This window comes from Nocardia sp. NPDC047648 (genome assembly GCF_040642815.1).
In the GTDB taxonomy this organism is placed as follows: Bacteria; Actinomycetota; Actinomycetes; order Mycobacteriales; family Mycobacteriaceae; genus Nocardia; species Nocardia gamkensis.
Map to the genome: position 1 here is coordinate 1 of NZ_JBEYSX010000018.1, position 22,254 is coordinate 22,254.

Annotated in this window: 15 protein-coding genes; 7 read left to right on the forward strand and 8 right to left on the reverse strand. The window is 68.3% G+C overall.

The window, feature by feature from the left end:
* Nucleotides 1–106: 106 nt before the first annotated feature.
* From glmM to ABZ803_RS29850, 5 genes are all read right to left on the reverse strand, one after another.
* The gene (gene glmM / locus ABZ803_RS29830; protein ID WP_357044402.1) at nucleotides 107–1,483 is read right to left on the reverse strand and encodes a phosphoglucosamine mutase; all 1,377 of its coding nucleotides are present in this window, start codon (nucleotides 1,481–1,483) and stop codon (nucleotides 107–109) included.
* Nucleotides 1,484–1,698: 215 nt separating this feature from the next.
* Nucleotides 1,699–2,208: a 30S ribosomal protein S9 gene (gene rpsI / locus ABZ803_RS29835; protein WP_062973192.1), complete on the reverse strand. Its 510-nt coding sequence runs from the start codon at nucleotides 2,206–2,208 to the stop codon at nucleotides 1,699–1,701.
* Nucleotides 2,205–2,648, reverse strand: a complete 444-nt coding sequence (gene rplM / locus ABZ803_RS29840) for a 50S ribosomal protein L13 (protein WP_040864934.1) — start codon at nucleotides 2,646–2,648, stop codon at nucleotides 2,205–2,207. Before rplM ends, rpsI begins: the two co-directional genes overlap by 4 nt.
* A 144-nt stretch (nucleotides 2,649–2,792) precedes the next feature.
* Entirely contained in the window at nucleotides 2,793–4,448 is a 1,656-nt protein-coding gene (locus tag ABZ803_RS29845) for a hypothetical protein (protein ID WP_357044405.1), read from the reverse strand.
* Between the two features lie 100 nt (nucleotides 4,449–4,548).
* Nucleotides 4,549–7,041: an FHA domain-containing protein gene (locus ABZ803_RS29850; protein WP_357044407.1), complete on the reverse strand. Its 2,493-nt coding sequence runs from the start codon at nucleotides 7,039–7,041 to the stop codon at nucleotides 4,549–4,551.
* Between the two features lie 106 nt (nucleotides 7,042–7,147).
* Here ABZ803_RS29850 and ABZ803_RS29855 point away from each other — a divergent pair, with 106 nt between their 5' ends.
* Nucleotides 7,148–8,593, forward strand: a complete 1,446-nt coding sequence (locus ABZ803_RS29855) for a metallopeptidase (protein ID WP_357044409.1) — start codon at nucleotides 7,148–7,150, stop codon at nucleotides 8,591–8,593.
* A 4-nt stretch (nucleotides 8,594–8,597) separates the two neighbouring features.
* On the opposite strand, the gene ABZ803_RS29860 is transcribed toward ABZ803_RS29855, so the two are convergent.
* Entirely contained in the window at nucleotides 8,598–9,947 is a 1,350-nt protein-coding gene (locus tag ABZ803_RS29860; RefSeq protein ID WP_357044411.1) for an FHA domain-containing protein, read from the reverse strand.
* A gap of 155 nt (nucleotides 9,948–10,102) precedes the next feature.
* On the opposite strand from ABZ803_RS29860, the gene ABZ803_RS29865 reads away from it, so the two are divergent.
* The 6 genes from ABZ803_RS29865 to ABZ803_RS29890 all read left to right on the forward strand — a co-directional run bounded on the left by ABZ803_RS29865 (nucleotide 10,103) and on the right by ABZ803_RS29890 (nucleotide 16,524).
* Nucleotides 10,103–11,308 (forward strand): hypothetical protein, encoded by a 1,206-nt coding sequence (locus ABZ803_RS29865; protein WP_357044560.1) that lies wholly within the window; start codon nucleotides 10,103–10,105, stop codon nucleotides 11,306–11,308.
* A 112-nt stretch (nucleotides 11,309–11,420) separates the two neighbouring features.
* Entirely contained in the window at nucleotides 11,421–12,620 is a 1,200-nt protein-coding gene (locus ABZ803_RS29870) for a hypothetical protein (protein WP_357044413.1), read from the forward strand.
* A complete protein-coding gene (locus ABZ803_RS29875; protein WP_357044415.1) occupies nucleotides 12,617–13,846 on the forward strand; it encodes a hypothetical protein in 1,230 nt (409 codons plus the stop codon). Before ABZ803_RS29870 ends, ABZ803_RS29875 begins: the two co-directional genes overlap by 4 nt.
* 82 nt (nucleotides 13,847–13,928) lie before the next feature.
* Nucleotides 13,929–15,458 carry a protein kinase gene (locus ABZ803_RS29880; RefSeq protein WP_357044417.1) on the forward strand — a complete coding sequence of 510 codons (1,530 nt, stop codon included), beginning with the start codon at nucleotides 13,929–13,931 and terminating at the stop codon, nucleotides 15,456–15,458.
* Between the two features lie 409 nt (nucleotides 15,459–15,867).
* Nucleotides 15,868–16,185, forward strand: coding sequence for a WXG100 family type VII secretion target (locus ABZ803_RS29885; RefSeq protein WP_039795679.1), 318 nt, complete (start codon nucleotides 15,868–15,870; stop codon nucleotides 16,183–16,185).
* 36 nt (nucleotides 16,186–16,221) lie between these two features.
* The gene (locus ABZ803_RS29890) at nucleotides 16,222–16,524 is read left to right on the forward strand and encodes a WXG100 family type VII secretion target (RefSeq protein ID WP_062973176.1); all 303 of its coding nucleotides are present in this window, start codon (nucleotides 16,222–16,224) and stop codon (nucleotides 16,522–16,524) included.
* Between the two features lie 103 nt (nucleotides 16,525–16,627).
* Here the strand turns inward: ABZ803_RS29890 and ABZ803_RS29895 are convergent, their stop codons facing one another.
* Together ABZ803_RS29895 and eccCa are read right to left on the reverse strand one after the other, a co-directional pair.
* Nucleotides 16,628–18,064 (reverse strand): type VII secretion-associated protein, encoded by a 1,437-nt coding sequence (locus ABZ803_RS29895; RefSeq protein ID WP_357044419.1) that lies wholly within the window; start codon nucleotides 18,062–18,064, stop codon nucleotides 16,628–16,630.
* On the reverse strand, nucleotides 18,064–22,095 hold the full coding sequence (eccCa, locus tag ABZ803_RS29900; RefSeq protein WP_357044421.1) for a type VII secretion protein EccCa: 4,032 nt from the start codon (nucleotides 22,093–22,095) through the stop codon (nucleotides 18,064–18,066). Before eccCa ends, ABZ803_RS29895 begins: the two co-directional genes overlap by 1 nt.
* Nucleotides 22,096–22,254 lie beyond the last annotated feature (159 nt).

A 22,254-nucleotide genomic window follows, 5' to 3' on the forward strand; every position in this document is an offset into this window, starting at 1 on the left:
CTCGCGTTTGCGCGGCCGCCGCGTCCGCGACGAAGTCGCCAGCGGCGGTCGCGCAAACGCGAGCCATAAGGGGCCGCGAACACGCCGCGACGAAGTCGCGGCCAAACTACACAGCCGCAACCCGCTTGGCGAGGTCGTCGGCGAGCTGGCGTGCTTGGCCGGGGTCGGTGGCCTCCACCATCACGCGCACCAGTTCCTCGGTGCCGCTGGGGCGCAGCAGTACTCGGCCGGAGTCGCCCAGTACGCGCTCCGCTTCCAGCACCGCTTCCCGGATCTCGGGTGCGCGCGCGACCACGGATTTGTCGCTGACCGGCACGTTCACCAGGATCTGCGGCACGGTCTGCAGCACGCTCGCCAGGTCGGCCAGGGTGCGCTGGGATTGCGCCATCCGCGCCATCAGGCGCAGGCCGGTGAGGATGCCGTCGCCGGTAGTGCCGTATCGGGGGAACACCACGTGGCCCGACTGCTCGCCGCCCAGGGTGAAACCGCCGCGCCGCAATTCCTCGAGCACGTAACGGTCGCCGACGGCGGTGGTGCGCACGGTGATTCCCGCCGCGCGCATGGCGATGTGCAGCCCGAGGTTGCTCATCACGGTGGCGACCAGGGTGTTTTCGGCCAGCTCGCCCGCGTCGTGCATGGCCAGGGCGAGGATCGCGAGGATCGCGTCGCCGTCGACCACATTGCCGTAGGCGTCGACGGCCAGGCAGCGGTCGGCGTCGCCGTCGTGCGCGAGACCGAGATCGGCGCCGTGCTCCACCACCGCGGCCCGCACCTGATCGAGATGGGTCGAGCCGCAGCCGTCGTTGATGTTCAGCCCGTCGGGCTCGGCGTTGATGGCGATCACCGTCGCTCCGGCCTCGCGGTAGGCGGCGGGCCCGACTTCCGCGGCGGCGCCGTGCGCGCAGTCGACCACGACGGTCAGTCCGGATAGGTCCTGGCCGGTCGCCTCCACCAGGTGTTCCACGTAGCGTTCGTGGGTGCCGGCGAGGCTGTACTGGTCCGGGATGCTGAGCCCGTGATCACGCGCGCCCGCCGCGTTGCGCACCCGTCCGATGCCGGCGCCGGTCGGGCGGAACGGCGTCTGCGCGGCCATCAGCGCCTCGATCCGGTCCTCGATCGCGTCGTCGAGTTTGTGCCCGCCTGCGGCGAAGATCTTGATCCCGTTGTCGGGCATCGGGTTGTGCGAGGCGGAGATCATCACGCCGAGGCACGCGTCGTACAAACCGGTGAGGTAGGCGACGGCGGGCGTCGGCAGCACCCCCACCGCGAGCACGTCCACGCCCGCCGCGGTCAGACCCGCGGTCACAGCGGCCTCGAGCATTTCCCCGCTGGCCCGCGGATCGCGGCCGACCACCGCGAGCGCCCGCACCTTGCCCCGGCTCAGGATCTGCGCGGCCGCGCCGGAAACGCGCAGCGCCAGTTCCGGACTCAGTGACTCGTTGGCAAGCCCGCGGACTCCGTCGGTGCCGAACAACCGTCCCATACCTCGCCCCTCATTGATGATCTGTGGCGTAGGCGTCGACCTGGGAGGCACCGGCCTGTGCACCACGAAGGCCCCGCGAACGCCGCGTGTTCATACAGCGCGAGAGCAGGCGACCAGCTGTTCGCTGGGAGCCTGCTCTCGTACAGCTGCCGCGACGACCGTACCGCGTCCGGCACCGCTGGGGCGCCGGACGCGGAAGATCGACGATGCCGATATCAGCGCTTCGAGTACTGCGGCGCCTTACGCGCCTTCTTCAGACCGTACTTCTTGCGCTCGGTGGCACGCGGGTCACGGGTCAGGAAGCCGGCCCGCTTGAGGGCGGGACGATCCTCGGGGGTGACCTCGATCAGCGCGCGGGCGATGGCCAGCCGCAGAGCGCCTGCCTGGCCGGACGGGCCGCCGCCGACCAGGCGGGCGTGCACGTCGAAGGACTCGGTGCGCTCGACGGTCACCAGCGGCGACTTGACCAGCTGCTGGTGCACCTTGTTCGGGAAGTAGTCCTCGATGGTGCGGCCGTTGAGCACGAAGTTGCCGGAGCCGGGCAGCAGGCGCACGCGCACGACGGCCTCCTTGCGGCGGCCGACGGTCTGCACCGGGCGGTCGATCACGACCGGAGCGTAGGACGCCGAGTCCTCGGAGTCCTCGTAGCCCGCGCCGTCCTCGACAGCTTCGGCAGCGTCGAATTCCTCGACGAAGTCCTCGTTGAATTCCTCGGGAGCGGTCACTGGGCCACCTGCTTGATCTCGAACGGAATGGGCTGCTGGGCGGCATGCGGGTGCGTCGGGCCCGCGTAGACCTTCAGCTTGCCCGCGATCGCGTTGCCGAGCTTGTTCTTCGGGATCATGCCCTTGACGGCCTTCTCCACGAGCCGATCGGGACGCGTCTCCAACACCTGACCGACGGTCCGCGACTTGAGGCCGCCCGGGTGCCCGGAGTGGTGGTGGATCAGCTTGTCCTGCCGCTTGTTGCCGCTGATGGCAACCTTGTCGGCGTTGATGATGATGACGAAATCGCCACCATCGACGTGCGGGGCGTAGGTCGGCTTCGTCTTGCCACGCAGCAGATTCGCTGCCTGGACGGCGAGACGGCCGAGCACTACGTCAGTGGCGTCGATGACGTACCACTTACGGGTCACGTCACCCGCCTTGGGGCTGTACGTAGGCACAGTGCTTCCCTGTCTGTCGTCGGTGTTGCCGGCCCAGCGTGTGGTCGAGGTGTTCCCGGCGGCCGGTGGAGACCCGGGACTCGGCAGACGTTCCACACGCCGACGAGCCACGATACCAGTGGGGTATCGCGGGAAGAAATCGCCTCAGGTCTCGATCGGCGGGCCGAAGTCCATGGCGCCGGGGGGTCCAGGGATCAGGTAGCGCAGGGTATCGACCTCGGGCCTTCCGCACTCGGCGGTGCTTTCCCGCACTTCCCGCTGGTCCCCGCGAGCGTTGGTGACCCCCGGTCGCGGCTTGGTGATCGCGTACGGGGCGGTCGCACAGGCGACCGGATCGGCCGCGGCCATCTTCTCCGACACGACCGAACCCGTGTCCAGGACGACCGACTCCGCGGTCAGCTCCACCCGATGATTCCCGGACGGAAGCGCGACCACGGCCAGCGCCACCGCCCCGACCACGGTGTTGGCCCCGAACAAGTTGCCTTTCATCTTGTTCCACAGCTTGCCCTTGCGGTGCCGGTCCTCGTCGTCGGACTCGGCGCCCTGGTCCTGCCATGGGCCCTGGCCGCCGGGGTACTGCGACTGCTCCGGTGCGCCCGGATAGGGCGGCCGTGGGCCGAGGGGCGCCACCGGCCCCCCGGGCGGCGGCCCCGCGAGCCCGCCGCCTGCCTGCTGATCCTCGGACGCGCTCGGCGGCCGGGTGAAACGGCTGCCCAGCTCGGCGAGGTTCGGCGGGAGGCCGCGCGGCGCTTCGTCGGGTCCGATCCTGGTCGTCGCCTCGTCGGGCTGGGTCGGATATCCGGGCCCGTATTGGACGCCGGGCACCGGCCTGCTCGACCGCTGTCCCGCGTCCGCCGGTTGCGGCGGGGGCGTGGCCTGCGACGGGTACTCGACGGGGTGCTGCGGAGCGGGCGCGGGTTCGGCGTGGCCGCTCGCCGGTTCCGGCTCACCCGCCTCCGTATCGCTCACCAGCAGGTGCGCCGCGCCGAGGACGAGCGCGTGCATCGGATGGTCGGCCACCTGCAGGCGGTGCCCGAGATGGTTCTGGAAGGCCAGCCGCAGCGCGTCGTTGAAGCGCACATTGCCCGACAGCAGCACCGTCGAGGTGTCCGCGCCGATCGAACGTGCCGCCGCCATCACCTCGATCACGACGTCGTCCGCCGAGCGGGCGTCGCGCATGGCCTCCGCGTCCACCGGAACGTCGACCGATTCGGTGGGCTGCTCGTCGTCGCCGTGCACCGCCACCACCAGCATGCTGCGGCCGTCGGAGTACACGCCCGTCGCTCCGATGCCGTTCGGCCTGGACCGGTCGGGCGGGTGCACCAGTCCGAGCGCGCGGACGTAGCCGGACAGCGCGACGCTCTCCGGCAACGGCTCGACGACGACGTCGAGCTGTTCCACCATCGAGGCGTAGACCTCGACCTTCTCGTCCGGCCAGCTGTCCGGGAACGGCAACGCCACCAGGTCCGGTTTACCGCGCAAGTGCTTGCCGATCTCCGCGAGCGGGTTGTACATGCGCGCGCGGAAGACCAACTCGGCGGGCCAGGTGGCGCCCGCGACCACGATCTGCGGATGTCCGAGGATGTCGCGCACGTCGGCGATCGCCATCCCGAGATCGGGCCTGTTGCGTTCCACGCCCGCCGTGTGCAACCGGCCCGACGAATCCGCCAGCAGATATGCCGGCGGCGTCCACATACCTTCCACTTGCACCGGGCGGATGGGAACGCCACCACCACCCGCGGCCACGGACACCACATCCCAGCCGAGATGCACTGCCCCTACTCGCACCGTCACAGGCATAAGTGTGCCCGGTTCGCGGCCGAGATGCTCGTCGGTGCCGTCCGTTGCCGTCCGGCGCCGCTTTCGCGCACCGGGGCGCTCGCGTCGCGTTCGAACCGCGTCACGCCGACGACTTCTTCAGTCGCAGCCGGCGCCACGTCATGACCGCCAGTACCAGGGTGATCAGCAGCAGCACGCCGACGTCCAGCGCCCAGATCTCCGGCTTGTGCTGCCAGAGCGTGTCGGGTTGCGCGTTCAGGAACAGTTCGCGGATGTTCACCGTCGACGCGCCGCTGGCGTATCCCCACCGAGCCGGGAACAGCCAGGACACCTGCTCGAGCACGACCCGCCCGGTGACCGGGATCAGCCCGCCCGCCATCACCAGCTGGCACATGATGGCGACCACCAGCAGCGGCATCACCTGCTCGTTCGACTTCGCCAGTGACGAGAGCAGCAGGCCGACGACCACGCAGCAGATCGCGGTCAGCGCGATATCTATGTAGAGCTCCGCGCTGCCGGCCGCCAGCACCGCCCCTTCGCCCGGCCGCTTCTTACCCGCCAGCACGATGCCGACCAGCACCGCCGATTGCAGCAGTGCGGTCAGGCTGAACACGGCGATCTTCGCCATCAGGTAAGCCGAGGGCAGCAGCCCGACCGCGCGTTCGCGGTGGAAGATCGTCCGCTCGCCGACCAGGTCGCGCACGGTGAGCGTGGAACCCATGAAGCAGGCGCCCAGGATCAGAACCACCAGCAGCTGCTGCGTCTCACTGCCGCCTTCTGGCACGAATGTGCCATCGGGTAGCGCTTTCAGCGCGCCGCGCTGGAAACCGTTCTTTCCCGGCACCACCAGCGAGAGCCCGCCGAGGATGAACGGCAGTATCACCAGGAACGTCAGATAACCGCGGTCGGCCAGGATCAACCGGACCTGACGACGCGCCAGCGTCGAGAACTGCTTGCCGCGGCTGGACTGCGGCGGACTGCCCGCCGGCCCGTACGGCTGCGCGGGCGGCGGCGGTGGCGGCGCGAACGCCTGGCGGGAGCGATAGGCCGCGAACGCCTGATCCGGGTTGGCCGCGACGTTGGCGAAGATCTCCGCCCAGTCGCTGGTACCGAGCGCAGCGCCGACGCCAGCGGGGTTGCCGCAGTAGGCGGTCTTGCCGCCGGGCGCGAGCAGCAGCACCTGGTCGCACATGTCCAGGTGCGCCACCGAGTGGGTGACCACGATCACCACGCGGCCCGCGTCGGCCAGTTCGCGCAGCATCACCATGACCTGCCGGTCCAACGCCGGGTCCAGGCCCGAGGTCGGTTCGTCCAGGATGAGCAGCGACGGACCGGTCAGCAGTTCCAGCGCCACCGAGGCGCGCTTGCGCTGGCCGCCGGACAGGCGGTCGACCCTGGTGTCGGCGTGCTCGGTGAGCGAAAGCTCTTGCAGTACACCGTCGATGACCTTCTGCCGGTCCTGCTTGCTGTTGTCCCTCGGCAGCCGCAACTCGGCCGCGAACCCGAGCGCTTGGCGCACCGTGAGCTGGCGGTGCAGCACGTCGTCCTGCGGCACCATCCCGATGCGGGAACGCAGCGCCTCGTACTCGGCGTGCAGATTGCGCCCCTCGAACGTGACCACGCCGCCCGACGGTTGGGTAGTGCCCGCGATCAGGCGCGACAGCGTCGACTTACCCGCGCCGGACGGGCCGATCAGCGCGGTGAGCGTCCCGCGGCTGGCCGACATGTTCACATCGACCAGCAGTTGCTTGTTGCCCTCGACGGTGAAACCGACCCCGTGCACCGCGAGGCCCTGCTCGGCGACCGGCTTCTGCCGGTGCACCAGCGTGCCCTGCTGGACGACGAAGTCGATGTTGCCGATGGTGATGATGTCCCGCTCGCGCAGCACCGCGCGCTGCTGGCGGTGCCCGTTGACGAACGTGCCGTTCGCCGAGCCGAGGTCCTCGATGGTCAGACCCTCCGCGGAGGCGACCAGGCGGGCGTGCTTGCGCGAGGCCAGCGGATCGTTGACGACGATCTGGTTGTCGGTGGTGCGGCCGATGCCGAGACCGCTCGCGGGAATGCGGTCGGGGCGGGCGATGGGCGCCGTGCTCGCCCGCGCCCGGACCGGCGGCATGTTCGAGGTGTCCGCCCTGGTCGTCATGTTGACGTTCAGCGCGGGCGACGGCGCGTCCTGCGGTGGCGGATAGCTCGGACGCTGGAATTGCTGCGCGGGCCGCCGGACCGCGTGCGGCGGCGGTCCAGGCTGCGGCGCCTGCGCCGGTTGCGGCGGGCGCGCCGAGGGCCGTTGCGGTGGTTGCGGGTTCGCAGGCAGCAGGTGCAACAGCGGGCCGCTGATCGCGTCACCCAGTCGGACCTGCGTGGGGCGGTCGATCGACACGGGCTGGGTCAGCCTGCGCGCGTCCACGAACACCCCGTTGGTGCTCTTGTTGTCGGTCAACACCCAGGCGCTGCCCTGCCAGGCCAGCGTCGCGTGCACACGCGAAACGAGCGGGCTGTCGACGAACAGCGTCACCTCCGGCGCACGGCCCATCGTGACCTGCTGGCTCGAATCGAATACTCGTTCGTTTCCATCATGGCGCACGGTGATGGTCTGCGCCCCCGGTGAAGACATGCAGCGGATACTATTCCATCACCCGGACATCGGCGGTGCCCCCGATGCGCCAATTGCCCCGATCCGGCGACCGATGTGAACGTATAGCGGCCGACGAGGGGGAGCCTTGCCGAGAGTCCGTGCGACCGTGCTTGTCGCGGCGCTGCTCAGTATTCTGGCGCTGGTCGGGGGCTGTGTCCGAGTGGTCGACGGCCGGGCCGTCTCCATCTACGACGACCCGTTCAAGGTCGCCGGACTGCCCACCACGAGCGGCCCGAGCGGCCCGCGCACCGGCGTCCCGGACAGCACACTCACCGCGACGAACGGCGACGGCGGGTCCATGGATACGCTGGCGCTCAACGCCATCGATGACATCCAGACCTTCTGGCGCGGCGAGTTCGGCAAGGAGTTCCAGGGCGAGTTCAAGCCGGTGGACAAGCTGCTGTCCTGGAGCGCGAAGTCCGGGCGCAGCGAGGCGGTCGAATTCTGCAAGGAGACCACCTACCGCTTGGTGAACGCCGCCTACTGCCGCCTGGACAATTCCATCGGCTGGGATCGGTCGGTGCTGCTTCCCACCATGGAGGAGGCCTTCGGGAAGATGTCCGTGGTGATGGTGCTCGCGCACGAGTACGGGCACGCGGTGCAGACCATGGCCAAGATCGTCGGCCCGAAGGATCCGGTGATCGTGAAGGAGCAGCAGGCGGACTGCTTCGCGGGCGCGTTCATGCGGCACGTCGCCGAAGGCAAGGCCAGGCATTTCACGATCAACACCTCCGACGGCCTCAACTCGGTGCTCGCGGCCACCGTCGCCATCCGCGACTCCGACCCCGACGATCCGGAGAGCGTGCACGGCTCGGCCTTCGAACGCGTCACCGCGGTGCAGATCGGTTTCACCGACGGCCCCAAGGGATGCAAGGGCATCGATCAGGACGAGATCGACCAGCGCCGCGCGAATCTGCCGCAGAGTTTCAGCGACGACCAAGGGCACGGTGAGTTCCCGATCACGAAGGAGACGCTGATCGAACTCACCAAGGCGCTCGAAGCCATCCTGCCGATCGACGAGGAGCCGACCTACGACTACTCCCGGGCCGAGATCGACTGCCGCGACGGTGCGGTCACCGAACCGGTGTCGTATTGCCCGGCGAAGAACACGATCGCCACGGACATTCCCGGCCTCGCCGAGCGGGGAACGTCGAATTCCGCTGAAGACGACCCCCTGCCGCTCAAGGTGAGTGGTGACTACAACGGCTACGTCGTATTCATCTCCCGCTACACCCTGGCCGTCCAGCAGAGCCGTGGCGAGAGCCTGGTCGGCGCCAAGACCGGATTGCGCGCGGCCTGCCTGTCGGGAGTGGTCACCGGCAAGCTCGCCGAATCCGGGCGGCCGATCAGTCAGGGTGACATCAAGCTCGCCACCGGCGATCTGGACGAGGCGGTCTCGGGGCTGCTCACCGACGGCTTGGCCGCCAGTGACGCCCAAGGCAGGACCGTGCCCAGTGGTTTCTCGCGCGTCGAGGCCTTCCGCGCCGGAGTCCTGAGCGGCGAGAGCGTCTGCGCAGCGCGCTATTCGTAGCGGCTCAGCGGCCGAACGGCGGCGGCGCGGCCAGTTCGAAGCGCAGCACGCGATTGCCGAGCATGATCTCGGTGCCCGGTACGAGCACCATCGACTGGTGCGGCGCCAAGCGCACCCAGTCGCGGTAGCCCGGCAGGCGGGTGCGGGTGCCGTTGGTCGAACCACCGTCCACCACCGTGACATCCCAGTTCACCAGGCGGATTTCGGCGTGGGCCCTGGACATGCCACCGGAGGCGTCGTCGACGCGCAGCGGCACGAGTCCGCTCTCCGCGGCGGGGGAACGCTCCGGATCGCGACCGACTACCGCGTCCGCGGCGAGCATGTAGGTCATGCCGTCGTCGAGGATCAGCATGCCCAGCGGCGGGCGGACCACTTCGATCAGTGCCTGGGTCTGGTCGACCGGCATCCCGCAGACGGTGCAGAACGCCGCCCGCGGATCGCTGGGATGCGCACGCGCGCACTTGAACCCCATCACCTTGACGGTCAGCACGGTGGCCTTCGCGGTCGCCTCCAGCCTGCGCTGTAGTTCCGGGTCGGGCCGCGGCGCGGGATTGGTGCCGCCCACCTGGGTGGGCGCGTGGTGCGGGTCGATCGGCGTCTGCTCGGTCTCCGCGTCGAGCATCGCGGTCGACGGCGCGGTCGGATACCGCGGGCGCCCGGCCACCGGCTGCGGTTGCGGCTCGGGCCGCTGCCGCCGTCCGGTCTCGGCGGGCGGCTCGTGTTCGACGCGCGCCGTGGGCAGCGACGATGTCTCCGGGCGGCGATGCATACCCGCCGAACGGGAGTCGCCGCCATTACCGGAAATCCCCACGCGGGGACCGTCCGACCAGACGATCGCGCCACCCGCCTGGGCGATGCCCTCGACCAACCTGCCGATGCCGGGCTCGGGCGGCAGGTCCGGGATGCGGCCCTTCCCGTCGTCGACGAACAAGGCCGCGGCCCGCGCCGGGACCGCCGCGACCCGATCCACCGTGAAGGCCGCGTCGCTGCCGCGATATCGCTCGAGCACGCCGTCGCCGGCCAGCACGGCGGTGATCGCGCCGTGCAGGAAGATCGCTACGCCCCCGTTCTCGGCGGCGGAGAGGATGCCGAAGTCGATCGGCTCACCCGGGCTGATCTGCTCGGCGTGCTTCATCAGCCAGCGCGTCGCCTGCCGCGCCACCAGGGCGCCGGGGCCGCCCGGCTCCCGATCGGTCGCGTCGCGCACCAGTTCGGCCAGTGACTCGAGGGCGACGACGGCGGGCGAGTCCTGGGTCGGCCTGCCCGGCTTGCGGTGCGCGACCACGACCACCGCACCCGCGACCCGGGCCACGGCGTGGCTGCCTACGACGACCTCGACCTGCCGATCCTTCACCGGTATCGGCCTCCGCCGGAGGTGTGGTTCGGGGTCGTCGTCACACCGACAAGGGTACCGACAAAGGGTATTGCGATAGGAAGGCCATCGGTCCCCCTCCCCGGCGTCCGTCGGGTAACTTCAGTGTCAGCAACGGGAGGAACGAGGGGCCTGTGATGGTTCGGACGCAACGCATCGCGCTCACCGCGTCATGTCTGGCACTGGCAGGGATGCTGGCCGGTTGCTCTGGCGTGCAGGGTACGCCGACCGCGGGTGAGATCGACGTACGCACGCTGGAAGTCGGCACCTATCCCGTCGACAAGCATGAGTACAGCCAGGATTCGAGCGGCAAAGGCGCACTGCTGGAGGGCATGCGGATGTCGGACGCCGTGGTCCCCACCGTGCGCATCGACCCCGTGCTGAAGTTCGGTCGTGGCAGCACCGTCGTCGCGGATGCCGAGCAGGCATTGGGCTTCGTGGCCAAGGTGTCCAGGCCGGTCTTCGACAACCGCAAGCTGGTCGTCGGATACGCGGCCAGCGGCGCCGACCGCCCCGATCCGGCAGGCCAGACCAATCCGGCGCCGGAAGCCACCGCGGTCACCGACGCCCTGTTCCGTTTTCCCGACGAGGCCGCCGCCAAGCTCGCCGCACGCGAGCTCGAGGACGTCGACATCGCCGTCTCGCCGGACAACCGCAAACTGACATCGTCGAAGTATGCCGACGCCTACATCCACTGGCGGCCGGGCGTCCCGAACGTCGGTGCCTTCATGGCGCACAAGGAATTCGTCATCTCCTTGTTCATCCAGCGTCCGGTGGCGGATGGCGACGACCTGGTGAAGTGGGTCGACAAAACGCTGGCCGCCCAGGTCGCGCAGCTGGACCGGTTCACCGCGACGCCGGTGAGCAAACTCGACACCCTGAAGGCCGACCCGGACGACCTGCTCGCCCGCGTCGCGGTGACCGACCGCAAGAACCGCGCGCCCGACCCGGCGACCTTCGCCGTCTACAGCGGATACCACACGGTGCACCGCGCCGACGACGAGTCGGTACACCTGCGCTTGATCGAAGACGCGGGCGTAGACCACATCGGCCTCGTCGACGACAGCTACGTGGCGCGCACCCGCGACGCGGCCGCGGCCCAGAAGCTGGTCACCGGCTTGCTGGAAAGCGAAGGCGCGCACTACGACACCCTCGGCGCTCCCAAGGACGTCCCCGGTGCCAAGTGCCTACAGCTCAACAGCAAGGGCGACCCCGACCGGGAGTACAAGTACCGCTGCTACGTCGCGTACAAGCGGTACGTCGGAGTCGTCACCAGTGATAAGGAACCGGACGTACGACAGAAGGTCGCCGCGGAGTACGCGCTGTTGGCGAACAGTTTCTGAGATGAGCAGCGGTAGGCGCCCGGCGCCTTCGCGATCCCGGGCCATGGGTCGGCCCACGTAGGATCCGGCGCAACTACCGCAGTCAGGGGAGGGAAGAGTGCAGCACGGCGCTATGTCCAGACCGATTCGAACCGCCTGTGCCCTGGTGCTGGCCGGCGCCGTCGCCTTGGGCGGCGGCGCGTGCGACGGCTCCGAGGCCGCGACGGAGCGGCCCGCGCAGCCCGTCGATCTGGCTCAGCTCGACGTGGGCAATTACCCGACTCAGCCGCGTGCGCTCGCTACGGCGAAGAACCCCGAGCAGGCGCGCATGATCGAGGCGGAGCGGCTGGCGAACTTCGTTCCGCTGTCGTCGGATATCGACCCGGCGTTCGTCTCCGCGAATCCGTCCATCGCCAAGGTGTTCATCGATCCGAAGGGTTCGCTCGGCCGCATCATGCAGGTCTCCCGCTTCGCGGAGGCCGCCCCGGATTTCGTCGCCGGGTTCCTCAGCAGCGCGGGCAGCGCACCGGACAACCGCGGCACCGACCTGGTCAACGCCGTGCTGATCTTCCCCGACGAGCAGAAGGCGGCCGCCGCGGCAGCGGCTTTGGAACGCGTCGACTTCGAGGCGAACGACCGGAACACGCCGGTGCAGATCCCGAAGTACCCCGCCGCGCACGCCCATTGGCAGCCGCAGGAACAGTCGATCGGGTCGTGGTTCGCCACCGGCAAATTCGTCGTCTACACCTGGGTCTTCGACTACGTGAAGATCTTCCTGGAGAAGGTCGACCTCCCGCCGCTGCTCAGCCTGGTCGAGAAGAGCCTCGACACTGTCGTCCCGGCGATCGGCCGGTTCACTCCGACCCCCGTCGATCAGCTGATGACAGCGCCGATCGATATGGACGGCATGCTCAACCGGGCGCTGCCGCGACCCCGGGAAGACTCCTGGATCGACCCGCCGGGCGCGTACACCGGCGCAGGCGCCCTGCACTTCACCACCGATTCGGCCGAGGACCGCAGGATCATCGAAGCCGCGGGGGTCGATCGGTACGCCACCGACGGGACCGATCTGTTCCGCACGCGCGACGCCGACGCCGCCGTGCAGTTGCGCGAGCAGCGCGGCGGGCTGTCGAAGAAATTCCGCGCCGCGGAGTCGCCGAAAGGCCTGCCCGCCGCGCATTGCAAGGAATACATCGGCAACAAGACGGTGGTCGTCCGGTTCTACTGCTCGGTGGCCTACGACCGCTACACGGCGTTCGCGTGGTCGCATCAGCTGCTCGACGCGCAACAACGCATCTCCGCCCAGTACGCATTGTTGGTGAATGCCGCATGACGAAATTCCGTACCGCCGTCGCCGTGCTCGCGTGCACGGTGACCGCCGCGATCCTCACCGGCTGTGGTTCGACGATGACGGGGACCGCGCAGCCGGGTGAGATCGACATTCGCGATCTCGACACCGGCAACTACCCCACCGAGCCGCCGAACGCGCACGACGACGACTACCAGCCGCTGTTCATCGACATGAACAAGGTTGCCGCGATGCGGCTGGCCGACCACGTCGCGTCGGCCTACGACATCGACCCCAGGATGAAGTACAGCTGGACGCCCTCCAGCATCAGCAAAGGGACGCTGCCCGGCGAACTCGGGAACCCGGCGGACCTGCGGCCGATCGCGGAACGCAACCGGATGATGTTCGGGTTCCACACCAACGGCTCCGATCAGGACATCAGCCTGATCGCGTCCGGATGGCCGACCAAGCCCCGGCCCAATTCCACGACGGTCGGCACGATCGTCATGCAGTTCCCCGACCCGGAGCGCGCCCGGCAGGCCGCGACCGAGTTCTACGACGCCGATTTCGGCGCCTACCGCGAGCAGAACGAGCCGGTCACACTGCCGCGGCAGCCACAGGCGCGAGCACACTGGCGTCCCGGCTCACCCTTCCTGCGCACAATCCTCGCGCACGGCTCCTACGTAGTGGCGTTCCTCCTTTCGGCGAACGCTCCCGACCGCGCCGCCCTCACCGCGCTGGCGGAAAAGGCGTACGACGTTCAGCTGCCCCTGCTCGACCAGCTCCCTGCGCTGACCGAAGAAGAGATGCTGCGGTTGCCCTGGGACCCCGACCATCTGCTGAGCCGCACCCTGAATCCGTCCAAGGTCCAGTCGCCGAGCTACGACGATTCGAACGCGCTGTTCGGTCTGCGCGGAATCATGCAATACACCGGAGACCTCGATTACGCGAAACAACGTTTCACAGCGATGGGCGCCGATAAATTCGCCGCCAACGGCGACACATTGGTGATCCGCACCGCTGACGCGGGGACGGCGCGGCGGGTTGTCACGGAACGTATCACGCCCACGGTGGTTGCCCGTCCGGTCGATCCGCCGCCGCATCTGCCCGATTCGGCATGTGTGGAGAACCGGTCCGGACTATTCGACGACCGGCGATTCACCTGCGTCGTCGCGTACAAAGAATACGTCGGATTCGTCGCGGCGAATCAACTGCTGGACGCTCAGCAGCGCGCTGCCGCACAATATTCCGTTTTCGCGAACAGCCGATAATGCCGCATTTTCGTCGCACATCGGGTCGAGTATGCTGCGGGGCGAACGCCAGCGGCCCGCGTGGAGTCAGGAGATCGTGAAGATGCCGATGAGCCCCGGGACCATCGTCGGCGGGTACCGCATCCTGCGGGTGCTCGGCGCGGGCGGCATGGGCACGGTGTATCTGGCCAAACATCCCAGCCTGCCCAGAACCGACGCGCTGAAGGTGCTCGGCGGCGAACTCAGCCGCGACTACGAGTTCCGCACCCGTTTCGAACGCGAAGCCAATCTCGCCGCCGGGCTCGACCATCCGAACATCGTCTCGGTCTACAACCGCGGTGAGGAACACGGCCAGTTGTGGATCGCCATGCAATACGTCGACGGCACCGATGCCGCCGCCGAACTGGCCCGCGATCCGCATGCGATGAATCCGCTGCGCGCCCTGCGTATTACGACCGAGGTCGGTAAAGGGCTCGATTACGCGCACCGCAAGGGCCTGCTGCACCGTGATGTCAAACCGGCGAATTTCCTGCTTTCCTCCCCCGCCGACGGTGAGGAAGAACGCGTCCTGCTCACGGATTTCGGCGTCGCCAAATCCAATGACGACACCACCGAACTCACCCAGACCGGCAGTTTCGTCGCCACCATCGCCTACGCCCCGCCCGAGCAGCTCACCGGCAGCCCGCTCGACCACCGCGCCGATGTCTACAGCCTCGCGTGCTCGTTCTTCAAACTGCTCACCGGACGTAACCCCTACCCGGGAACGCAACCCGCGCTGGTGATGATGGGCCATCTCCACGAGCCCCCGCCGCTGGCCACCGCGGTCAATCCCGGCCTTCCGCAGGCCCTCGACCACGTCTTCGCCCGCGCCTTGGCGAAGAACCCGGCCGAACGATTCCACAGCTGCCGCGAATTCACCGACGCCGCCGCGAGCGCTCTGACTCCCGGCTACAACCCCGTCGCCACCAACACTTCCCCCACTTATCCGGTCCAGGTCTTCGATCCGCGGCCGGGGACCGATCCCCGAGTCGCCGTCTCCGGTCGGGTGACCGCCGCGCCCCCGCGCAAGAACTGGCTGCTCGCCGCGGCCGCCGGCATCGTGACCGTCGCCCTCGCCGCGGGAATCGGCATCTGGGCGCTGAACCGGGACGAGTCCGGCCCCGCGTCCGCGGCCACCACGCCGAGCAGCACGGCCGCCCTGGCGCCGCTGGACCGGGCGCGGGCGGACAATCCGGTGTTCCGGGGCAAGACGATCACGATGGTGGACGTGCCACGCGGCTCGCAGGTCTCGATCTTCCTGGGTGGCACTCCGCAGACGAAATTCCTGGAGGATCTCGGATTCGTCTACAACCTCAACTACGCACGTCAGGGCGACGAGGCATCGCCTCGGGAACTGACCGGCTCCACCAGGCTGGAGGCCGCGGCGGACGGCTATGTGCTGGCCGTGCGCAGCGACGAAAAGGCCGGTGGCGGTGGACTGCTCGGTCTGCCCTACCAAGTGGCGGGTACGCGCGCCACGGTGATTCCGCTGGATGATCCCGCGGCCGTCGCTGCGGTCCGCAATTGGAGCGAATCGTCCGAACAGACCCTGCTCGACCGTCTGGTACCGGTGCTGCGCAATCGCGTGAAGTGAATCGGTCACCTTCGCTGAAGCGAAGGCTTGGTTGGCTTTTCGAATTCCGGGACCACTGGTTTTCGCCATTCTGCTGGTAGCGGCGAACTTAGGCGTTCGGTAAGGTGTACCGCAGCCAGCCCACTCGCCGATCATTACAGCAGCGAGCAGGGGGAAGGAGGGGAGCCGAGCGCTGGCGTTACAAGTCATGCGGACCCGGATTGCGTCGTGGTCTTCCGAGCAGGCCCGTACGCGGCCGCCGAAATCACGGAAGAGCCGGGCCGAAGGGCGCAGGGTCCTGATCCCGTGGGGCGATGCCGAACTATTTCGAGTCGGATGGAACCGATCAGAGCCACACCGCGTCCAACCAGATGTACAGGCCAACTGAGGCTTCCGCCGTTGGCCGAGACGGGAACCGAAAGGAGCCGAAATGGCAGGACAGCTCGAAGCGAGTGAAGAGGCGATCTCGAAGTTTGTGGACAACTGCCGGCAGCGGCACCAGGATCTGCAGACCGCGATCACCGCACTGAACAGCAAGTCGGATCAGACCACCGCCACCTGGAGCGGTGCGGCGCGTCAGGCGTTCGACACCTTCATGGACAGCTACTTCGCCCAGGCGCGGAAGCTGAACGACCAGCTGGATCAGACGTCGGACAAGCTCGCCCACGCTGGACGGAAGTTCGCCGATCAGGACCAGCAGTTCGCCCAGCAGGTGGCCGCGCAGGCCTCCAGCCTGGACCTTCCCTGATCCGATAGCCGTACCACAGACAACAAGGAGCTCCACATGGTAGCGAACGATCCCGGTCGGATTGCCTCCAACTTCGGCGAGGTCGAGGCGGGCGCCCAGGCCATCGTGGCCGAGGCGCGCAGCGTCATGACCATGCTCGAGGATTTCCACAAGCAGGTCACCGACTTCGTGACGAACTACTGGAAGGGTGACGCTAACGACGCGTTCGCCTCGCTGCAGGCCCAGTGGAACACACAGGTCACGCAGCTCAACACCACGCTGGAAAGCGCGGGCAAGATGGTCAGCAGCGGAAACTCCGACCTGCAGGGCACCGACACCGCGCTGGCGGGCCTCTTCTGAGATCCCGTCTCGGCTGATTCGAGCCCCCGGTACTTCGGTTCCGGGGGCTCGAATCATTCTGCACAGAGCAACATTCGACCACTTATCGGCACGGCCGCGCAGGTCACGGGACGACGCGAACGGTGTCTCCGAAATGCGAGCACGGGGCCTCCAATTGCCCCCACTCGTCTCCCGCGTACTGGCAGCCGATGCTGATCTGAATCCCGAACTCCAGCAGAACATGCCAGTGAACGGTTGATCCGTCTCCCGGATGTTCCAGGTAGGCCAAGCCGGAACGGCCACCGAACATGACGTCGCGCTGCAAGTCGGTCAGTACCCCCGGCGGCCGCTGCGCCATCTGTGTCTCCAGCTTCGCCGCGACTTGCGCATAACTGGACGACGCCGTCAGCGGTGCCTGCATCACCGTAATTCGCTGTCGAACACCGGCTTCGGGCACCAAATCGAGACGAGCACGTCCGGTATCGGGCGATTGGGTGACGCGCCAGCCGGGCGGAACGCGGAATCGCAGGCGGCCGAATGCTTCCGGTGGCGCCTCATCCGGCGGGCCGATCGGCGGCGGCGCGGCGATCGGCGATGCCGCTCCCGTGCCCGGCGCCGCTGCCGTCTCTTCACCTCGGCGACCGGACAAGATAACCGCACCGGCGACGATCAGAGCGACGACCGCCAAGGCCGCGACGGCGACGACCGCCAAACGCGCTGTGTCATGTCGGGGCTGCTGGGCAGCGGCGCGTTCCCGGAGCGATTGCATCCACTCGGTCGGGGCGGTCGACGCTTCGTGCCGGTCGTTCGGCTCGGCCCGGCGGCCCTGGACGAGATCGGCACCGGCGACGGTACGTAGCTCGACGTCGGCGCCCGCGGTCTGATCGATCGCGGCACGGAGCAGGTCGAGTTTCGAGGAATCCGGGATAGCGACCACCTGAACGAGATCGACCGGGCCGCTGTCCAGCAACCGAGCGATCAGGCTGCACAAACCGGCGTATCCCGTCGATTCCGCGGTGATTTCGGCCAATGCGAGGGTCGGCTCGTATTCACAGGATTCGAGATGCACGCCGCGATGGCTGCGGATGACCGCCGAGGCGGTGGTGGCCAGCATTCCGAACTCCAGTACCAGGGTTCGCCTGCTATGGCTGGTGCCCTCGTCGGACGCGACCGAACGCACCGCGATGTCCTCGAATACGACGTCCGTGGCGCAGCGGCGCGCCGCCTGGTCGAGCACGCCGCGACGGCCGGCGCCCCATTCGGTGGGGCAGATCAATGTCATCCGCGCACACGGGGCCGCGACACGCAGATTCTCGAGCAGACCTGCGAAGACAGCGCCCATCGCGTCCACCACCGAAGGCGTGCGTGGTGGCAGGGCGATGGCGTCGGCGGGCACGAACTGGATCACCGAACCGACCTGGGTGGGCGGCGTCAGCGGCTGCCCCACCACGAGGTCGAAATCGTTGCTGCTCAGAACGACCGACGGCGGCATGTCCCAGTGCGTGTCGGCGCCGCGCGCCCAGATACGCGCTTCCGTGACGACGAGCTCGACCTCGGACATCAGGGCGACGGCATCCACGCCGTCTGCACCAGGCCCTCCATATTCCGGGTGACATAGGTGCCTCGGCCCGGCGGCATCGGGCTCGGCCGCTTGGTGCCCATCAGGACGCCTTCATCCTTGCTGCAGCTCAGGATCAGGCCCGCCGAGCCCAGGTCCCGCATCCTGGCCAGCGTCGCCTCGAACATCGCCCTGCTCGCACCACCCGAACGCCGGGAGATGATCACGTGGAAGCCGAGGTCCCTGGCGTGGGGCAAGTGCTCGAGCAGCGCCTGGACCGGGTTGCCCGCGGAGGTGGCGACCAAGTCGTAATCGTCGATGATGACGTACAGTTCCGGCCCGCTCCACCACGAGCGATCCCGCAACTGCTGCGGAGTGACATCCGAGCCAGGAGTGCGCTTGCCGACATAGGCGGCCAGGTCGTTCATGTTCTGGGTGAACTGCGGCGCCGTCGAACCATAGCCCGCGAGATAACCCTCCGGGACGAGCCCGAGCATGCTGCGCCGGTAGTCACCGAGAATGAAGCGGGCCTTGTCGGGGGTGTTGGACGCGGCGATGCCCTCGATCAGCGAGCGCAGCAGCGTCGTCTTCCCCGATTCGGTGTCACCGATGATGATGAAGTGCGGGCTCTCCGCGAAGTCGATGTACACCGGCGCAAGCTCGGATTCGTTGATCCCGAACGGGATCCGCAGGCACTTCGCGTTCGGGTCGACCTGCGAGGGCCAATCGCCGGCCAGGTACAGCAGTTGTTCGCGCGGAAGCTGTTCGGGCAGCATGCGCACCTGCGGGGCATGACGGCCCGGCGTCAGCCTGGCGATGGTGGCAACCGCGTCCGCGACGGCCTGGGTGAGGTTGGTCGGGTCGGGGGTGCCGTCGATGCGGGGCAGGCCGGTCAGCATGTGCAGGCACTCGGGGGTCATACCGCGGCCAGGCCGCCCTTGCGGGACCAGCGAGGCGAACTTGCGACCCAGATCGGAGTCCATCGGATCGCCGAGGCGCAGCTCGATCCTGGTGCCGATCTGGTCCTTCAGCGCGGGCCGCGCCTCCGCCCAGCGGTTCAGCGCGATGACCACGTGCACGCCGTAGGACAGACCCTGCACGGCGAGGTTCATGATGGTCTGCTCGAGCATCTCGAAGTCCTGGCGGATCGAGCTGAAGCCGTCGATCACCAGGAACACGTCGCCGAACGGATCCTCGTGCGCGCCCGCGGCGCCCGGACTACTGGCCGGGTCCATCGCGCGCAGTCTGCGGAAGTCCGTCATCGATTCGATGCCGAGTTGCCGGAAGCGCGCCTCGCGCTGCCGGACGATGGTGGTCATCTCCGCGATGGTGCGCCGGACCTGGTCCTCGTCCAATCGGCTGGCGACCGAGCCGACGTGCGGCAACCCTTGCAGGCTCGACATGGTGCCGCCACCGAAGTCGAGGCAGTAGAACTGCACCTGCTCGGCGGTGTGCGTCAACGACATCGCCATGATGAGCGTGCGCAGCGCCGTGGATTTACCGGACTGCGGACCGCCGACGATGGCGACATTGCCGCGGGCGCCGGACAGGTCGATGACCATCGGGTCGCGGCGCTGGTCGTAGGGCCGGTCGACGATGCCGATCGGGGCACGCAGCGTGGACACCGCGGAGTACTCGCCGGTGAGGACGGAGCGCGGGAGGAGCTGGTCGAGCGTCGGCGCCTCGTCCAGCGGCGGCAACCAGATCTCGTGCGCCGGGCGGCCGTGGCCGCGGATCCGGGAGACCAGCATGTTCAGGTTGGACAGCTGCTCGCCGTCTTCGTCCTGCTCCGGCTCGAGGCTCGGTTCGGGCGGCAGCGGAACGCGGTCCGCCGCGCGGAAATCGACATGCGTCGCGGTGAACGGCCTTGCCTTGACGTCGATCTCGCCGGACTGCGTGGCCACGATCATGTCGCGCTGCGAGCCACCGCCGACATACTGGCCGGAGACGTAGGAAGCCTGGAAGCGCTGGATCTCGCCGGAGTCCGCCTTCAGATAGCCGCCACCGGGGTTGTTCGGCAGGTTGTAGGCATCCGGCACACCGAGCACCTGGCGGGACTCGTTGGCCGAGAACGTCTTCAGGCCGATGCGGTAGGACAGGTGGGCCTCCAGGCCCTTGAGCTTGCCTTCTTCCAAGCGCTGCGAGGCGAGCAGCAGATGTACGTGCAGCGAGCGGCCGAGGCGGCCGATCATGACGAACAGCTCCGCGAAATCCGGGTGCTGGGTGAGCAGTTCGGAGAACTCGTCGAGCACCACGAACAGCGCGGGCAGCGGATCCAGGTCGGCGCCGGCCGCCCTGGCCTTCTCGTACTCGGAGACGTTGGCGAAGTTGCCCGCGGCCCGCAGCACTTCTTGGCGGCGGTTCATCTCACCGGCCAGGGCGTCCTTCATGCGGTCGACGAGGTCGGCCTCTTCCTCCAGGTTGGTGATGACGGCGGCGACGTGCGGAACACCCTCCAAGCCGAGGAACGTCGCGCCGCCCTTGAAGTCGACCAGCACCAGGTTCAACTGGTCGGGTGAGTGCGTGGCCAGCAGGCTGAGCACCAGGGTGCGCAGGAACTCCGACTTACCGGAACCGGTGGCGCCGATGCACAGACCGTGCGGGCCCATGCCGTTCTCGGCGGCCTCCTTGATGTCCAGCTCCACCGGAAGGCCGTCGGCGCCCACCCCGAACGGCACGCGCAGGCGTTCTCGTCCGTAGCGCGGCCGCCAGGCGTGTTCCGGGTTGAACGCGCCGATATCGCCGAGACCCATCAGCTGGCTCCAGGTCGAGATCACCTCGGAGTCGTCGGTTTCCACGTCGCTGCTGCGCTGCGTGGCCGCACGGTAGGGCGCGAGCCTGCGCGCCACCTGCTGCGCCTGCTCGGGGCTGATCCGGTCGATCAGTGCGAAGCGCTCCTGATTGCCGGTGGCGCCACGGCCGACGCACTCGCCGTTCTCGACGATCATCTTGATGCCGCGCGACACCGCCAAGCGCGGCGCGTAACCGCACAGGTCGATGATGGTGACGCCCTCGTAGCCGGACTCGCGCAGCTGATCGTCCTCTGCCTCGAGCAGACCGCCGTCCACCACGAAGACGATGTGCACCATGTTCGCGTTGGCCGGCTGGTTGCGCGAGTACCTGACCCGATTGCCGAGCAACGGATGCAGCCCGGCCATGGCCTCCCGGATCGAACCGTAGAACATGCGCTGGGTGCCGATGCCGTCCTGCACGTCCGGATGCTGGGTGTGCGGGAGCCACTTGGTCCACTCCCACTCCGGCGCGGTGTCCGGTCCGCAGACGACCGCGACGAGCACTTGGTCCGGCGCCTGGAACATGCACAGCTGCACCAGCATCGCGCGGGTCATATCGCGCGCCTGTGCCCGGTCGCCGTCCAGCGCGATGGTGGCGAAGCCCTTGACCGCGATGGCGGTCGGCAGATCGGGCACGGTCGAATGGGCGCGCACGAAGCGGCGCAGCGAGACCGCGGCGATCGGCTCGAGTTCCTCGACCGGGCCGGTCTCGGGGGCGACCAGCCTGGTGGCCAGGCGCTGCCCGCCGAGACCGATGCGGGCGTGGCAGAAGTCCTTGTCCCCCGCCCGTCGTTCCCACATGCGACTGGTGCCTGCGAGCATCCAGACCAGTCCCGGCTCCGGGTGGCTCCATTCGACGGAAGCCCGCTGCTGCGCTGCGGTCTCGTCGACGTCCTTACGAACCTGGTCGAGGTACCGCAGGTAATCCTTGCGATCCTCGTTCGCCTCGGCGGCCTTCTGCCCCTTACCTCCGCCCTGACCGGCGAACATGCCGACCATCGAGAACATCATCATGAGCGGGAACATCATGCTCATCGGGTTGGAGGCGATACCGCCGCCCTGGGTGAACAGCAACGCCATCATGCCGACCATGCCGATCACCATCACGACGGGCATGAGCTTCATGACGAGGTTTCCCGGTGTGACCCGGGGGATTTCGGGCGGGGGCTGCAGCGTGACCTCGCCGCCGGGTGTTCGAGGCATCTCGCGGCGCGCACGGCGCTGGAAGCGGACAGTGCTCATCGACGAGAATCCCCCTTCGGCCAGCTGTGATCCGGCCTCAGTGTAGAGGTCACAGCCGACATGTCGTACAGTTCGACCAGCATTCTGCTGCCCGGACCGTGGGTTCGCAAGCTCGCCCCCGGCCTGCGGGGCCGCGGAATCACGAGGTAGAAGACCGAG

Coding starts and splice junctions, on each gene's coding strand:
- glmM (WP_357044402.1), bottom strand. CDS start 1,483: ATGGGACGGTTGTTCGGCACCGACGGAGTCCGCGGGCTTGCCAACGAG.
- ABZ803_RS29845 (WP_357044405.1), bottom strand. CDS start 4,448: ATGCCTGTGACGGTGCGAGTAGGGGCAGTGCATCTCGGCTGGGATGTG.
- ABZ803_RS29850 (WP_357044407.1), bottom strand. CDS start 7,041: ATGTCTTCACCGGGGGCGCAGACCATCACCGTGCGCCATGATGGAAAC.
- ABZ803_RS29865 (WP_357044560.1), top strand. CDS start 10,103: ATGGTTCGGACGCAACGCATCGCGCTCACCGCGTCATGTCTGGCACTG.
- ABZ803_RS29870 (WP_357044413.1), top strand. CDS start 11,421: ATGTCCAGACCGATTCGAACCGCCTGTGCCCTGGTGCTGGCCGGCGCC.
- ABZ803_RS29875 (WP_357044415.1), top strand. CDS start 12,617: ATGACGAAATTCCGTACCGCCGTCGCCGTGCTCGCGTGCACGGTGACC.
- ABZ803_RS29880 (WP_357044417.1), top strand. CDS start 13,929: ATGCCGATGAGCCCCGGGACCATCGTCGGCGGGTACCGCATCCTGCGG.
- ABZ803_RS29885 (WP_039795679.1), top strand. CDS start 15,868: ATGGCAGGACAGCTCGAAGCGAGTGAAGAGGCGATCTCGAAGTTTGTG.
- ABZ803_RS29890 (WP_062973176.1), top strand. CDS start 16,222: ATGGTAGCGAACGATCCCGGTCGGATTGCCTCCAACTTCGGCGAGGTC.
- ABZ803_RS29895 (WP_357044419.1), bottom strand. CDS start 18,064: ATGTCCGAGGTCGAGCTCGTCGTCACGGAAGCGCGTATCTGGGCGCGC.
- eccCa (WP_357044421.1), bottom strand. CDS start 22,095: ATGAGCACTGTCCGCTTCCAGCGCCGTGCGCGCCGCGAGATGCCTCGA.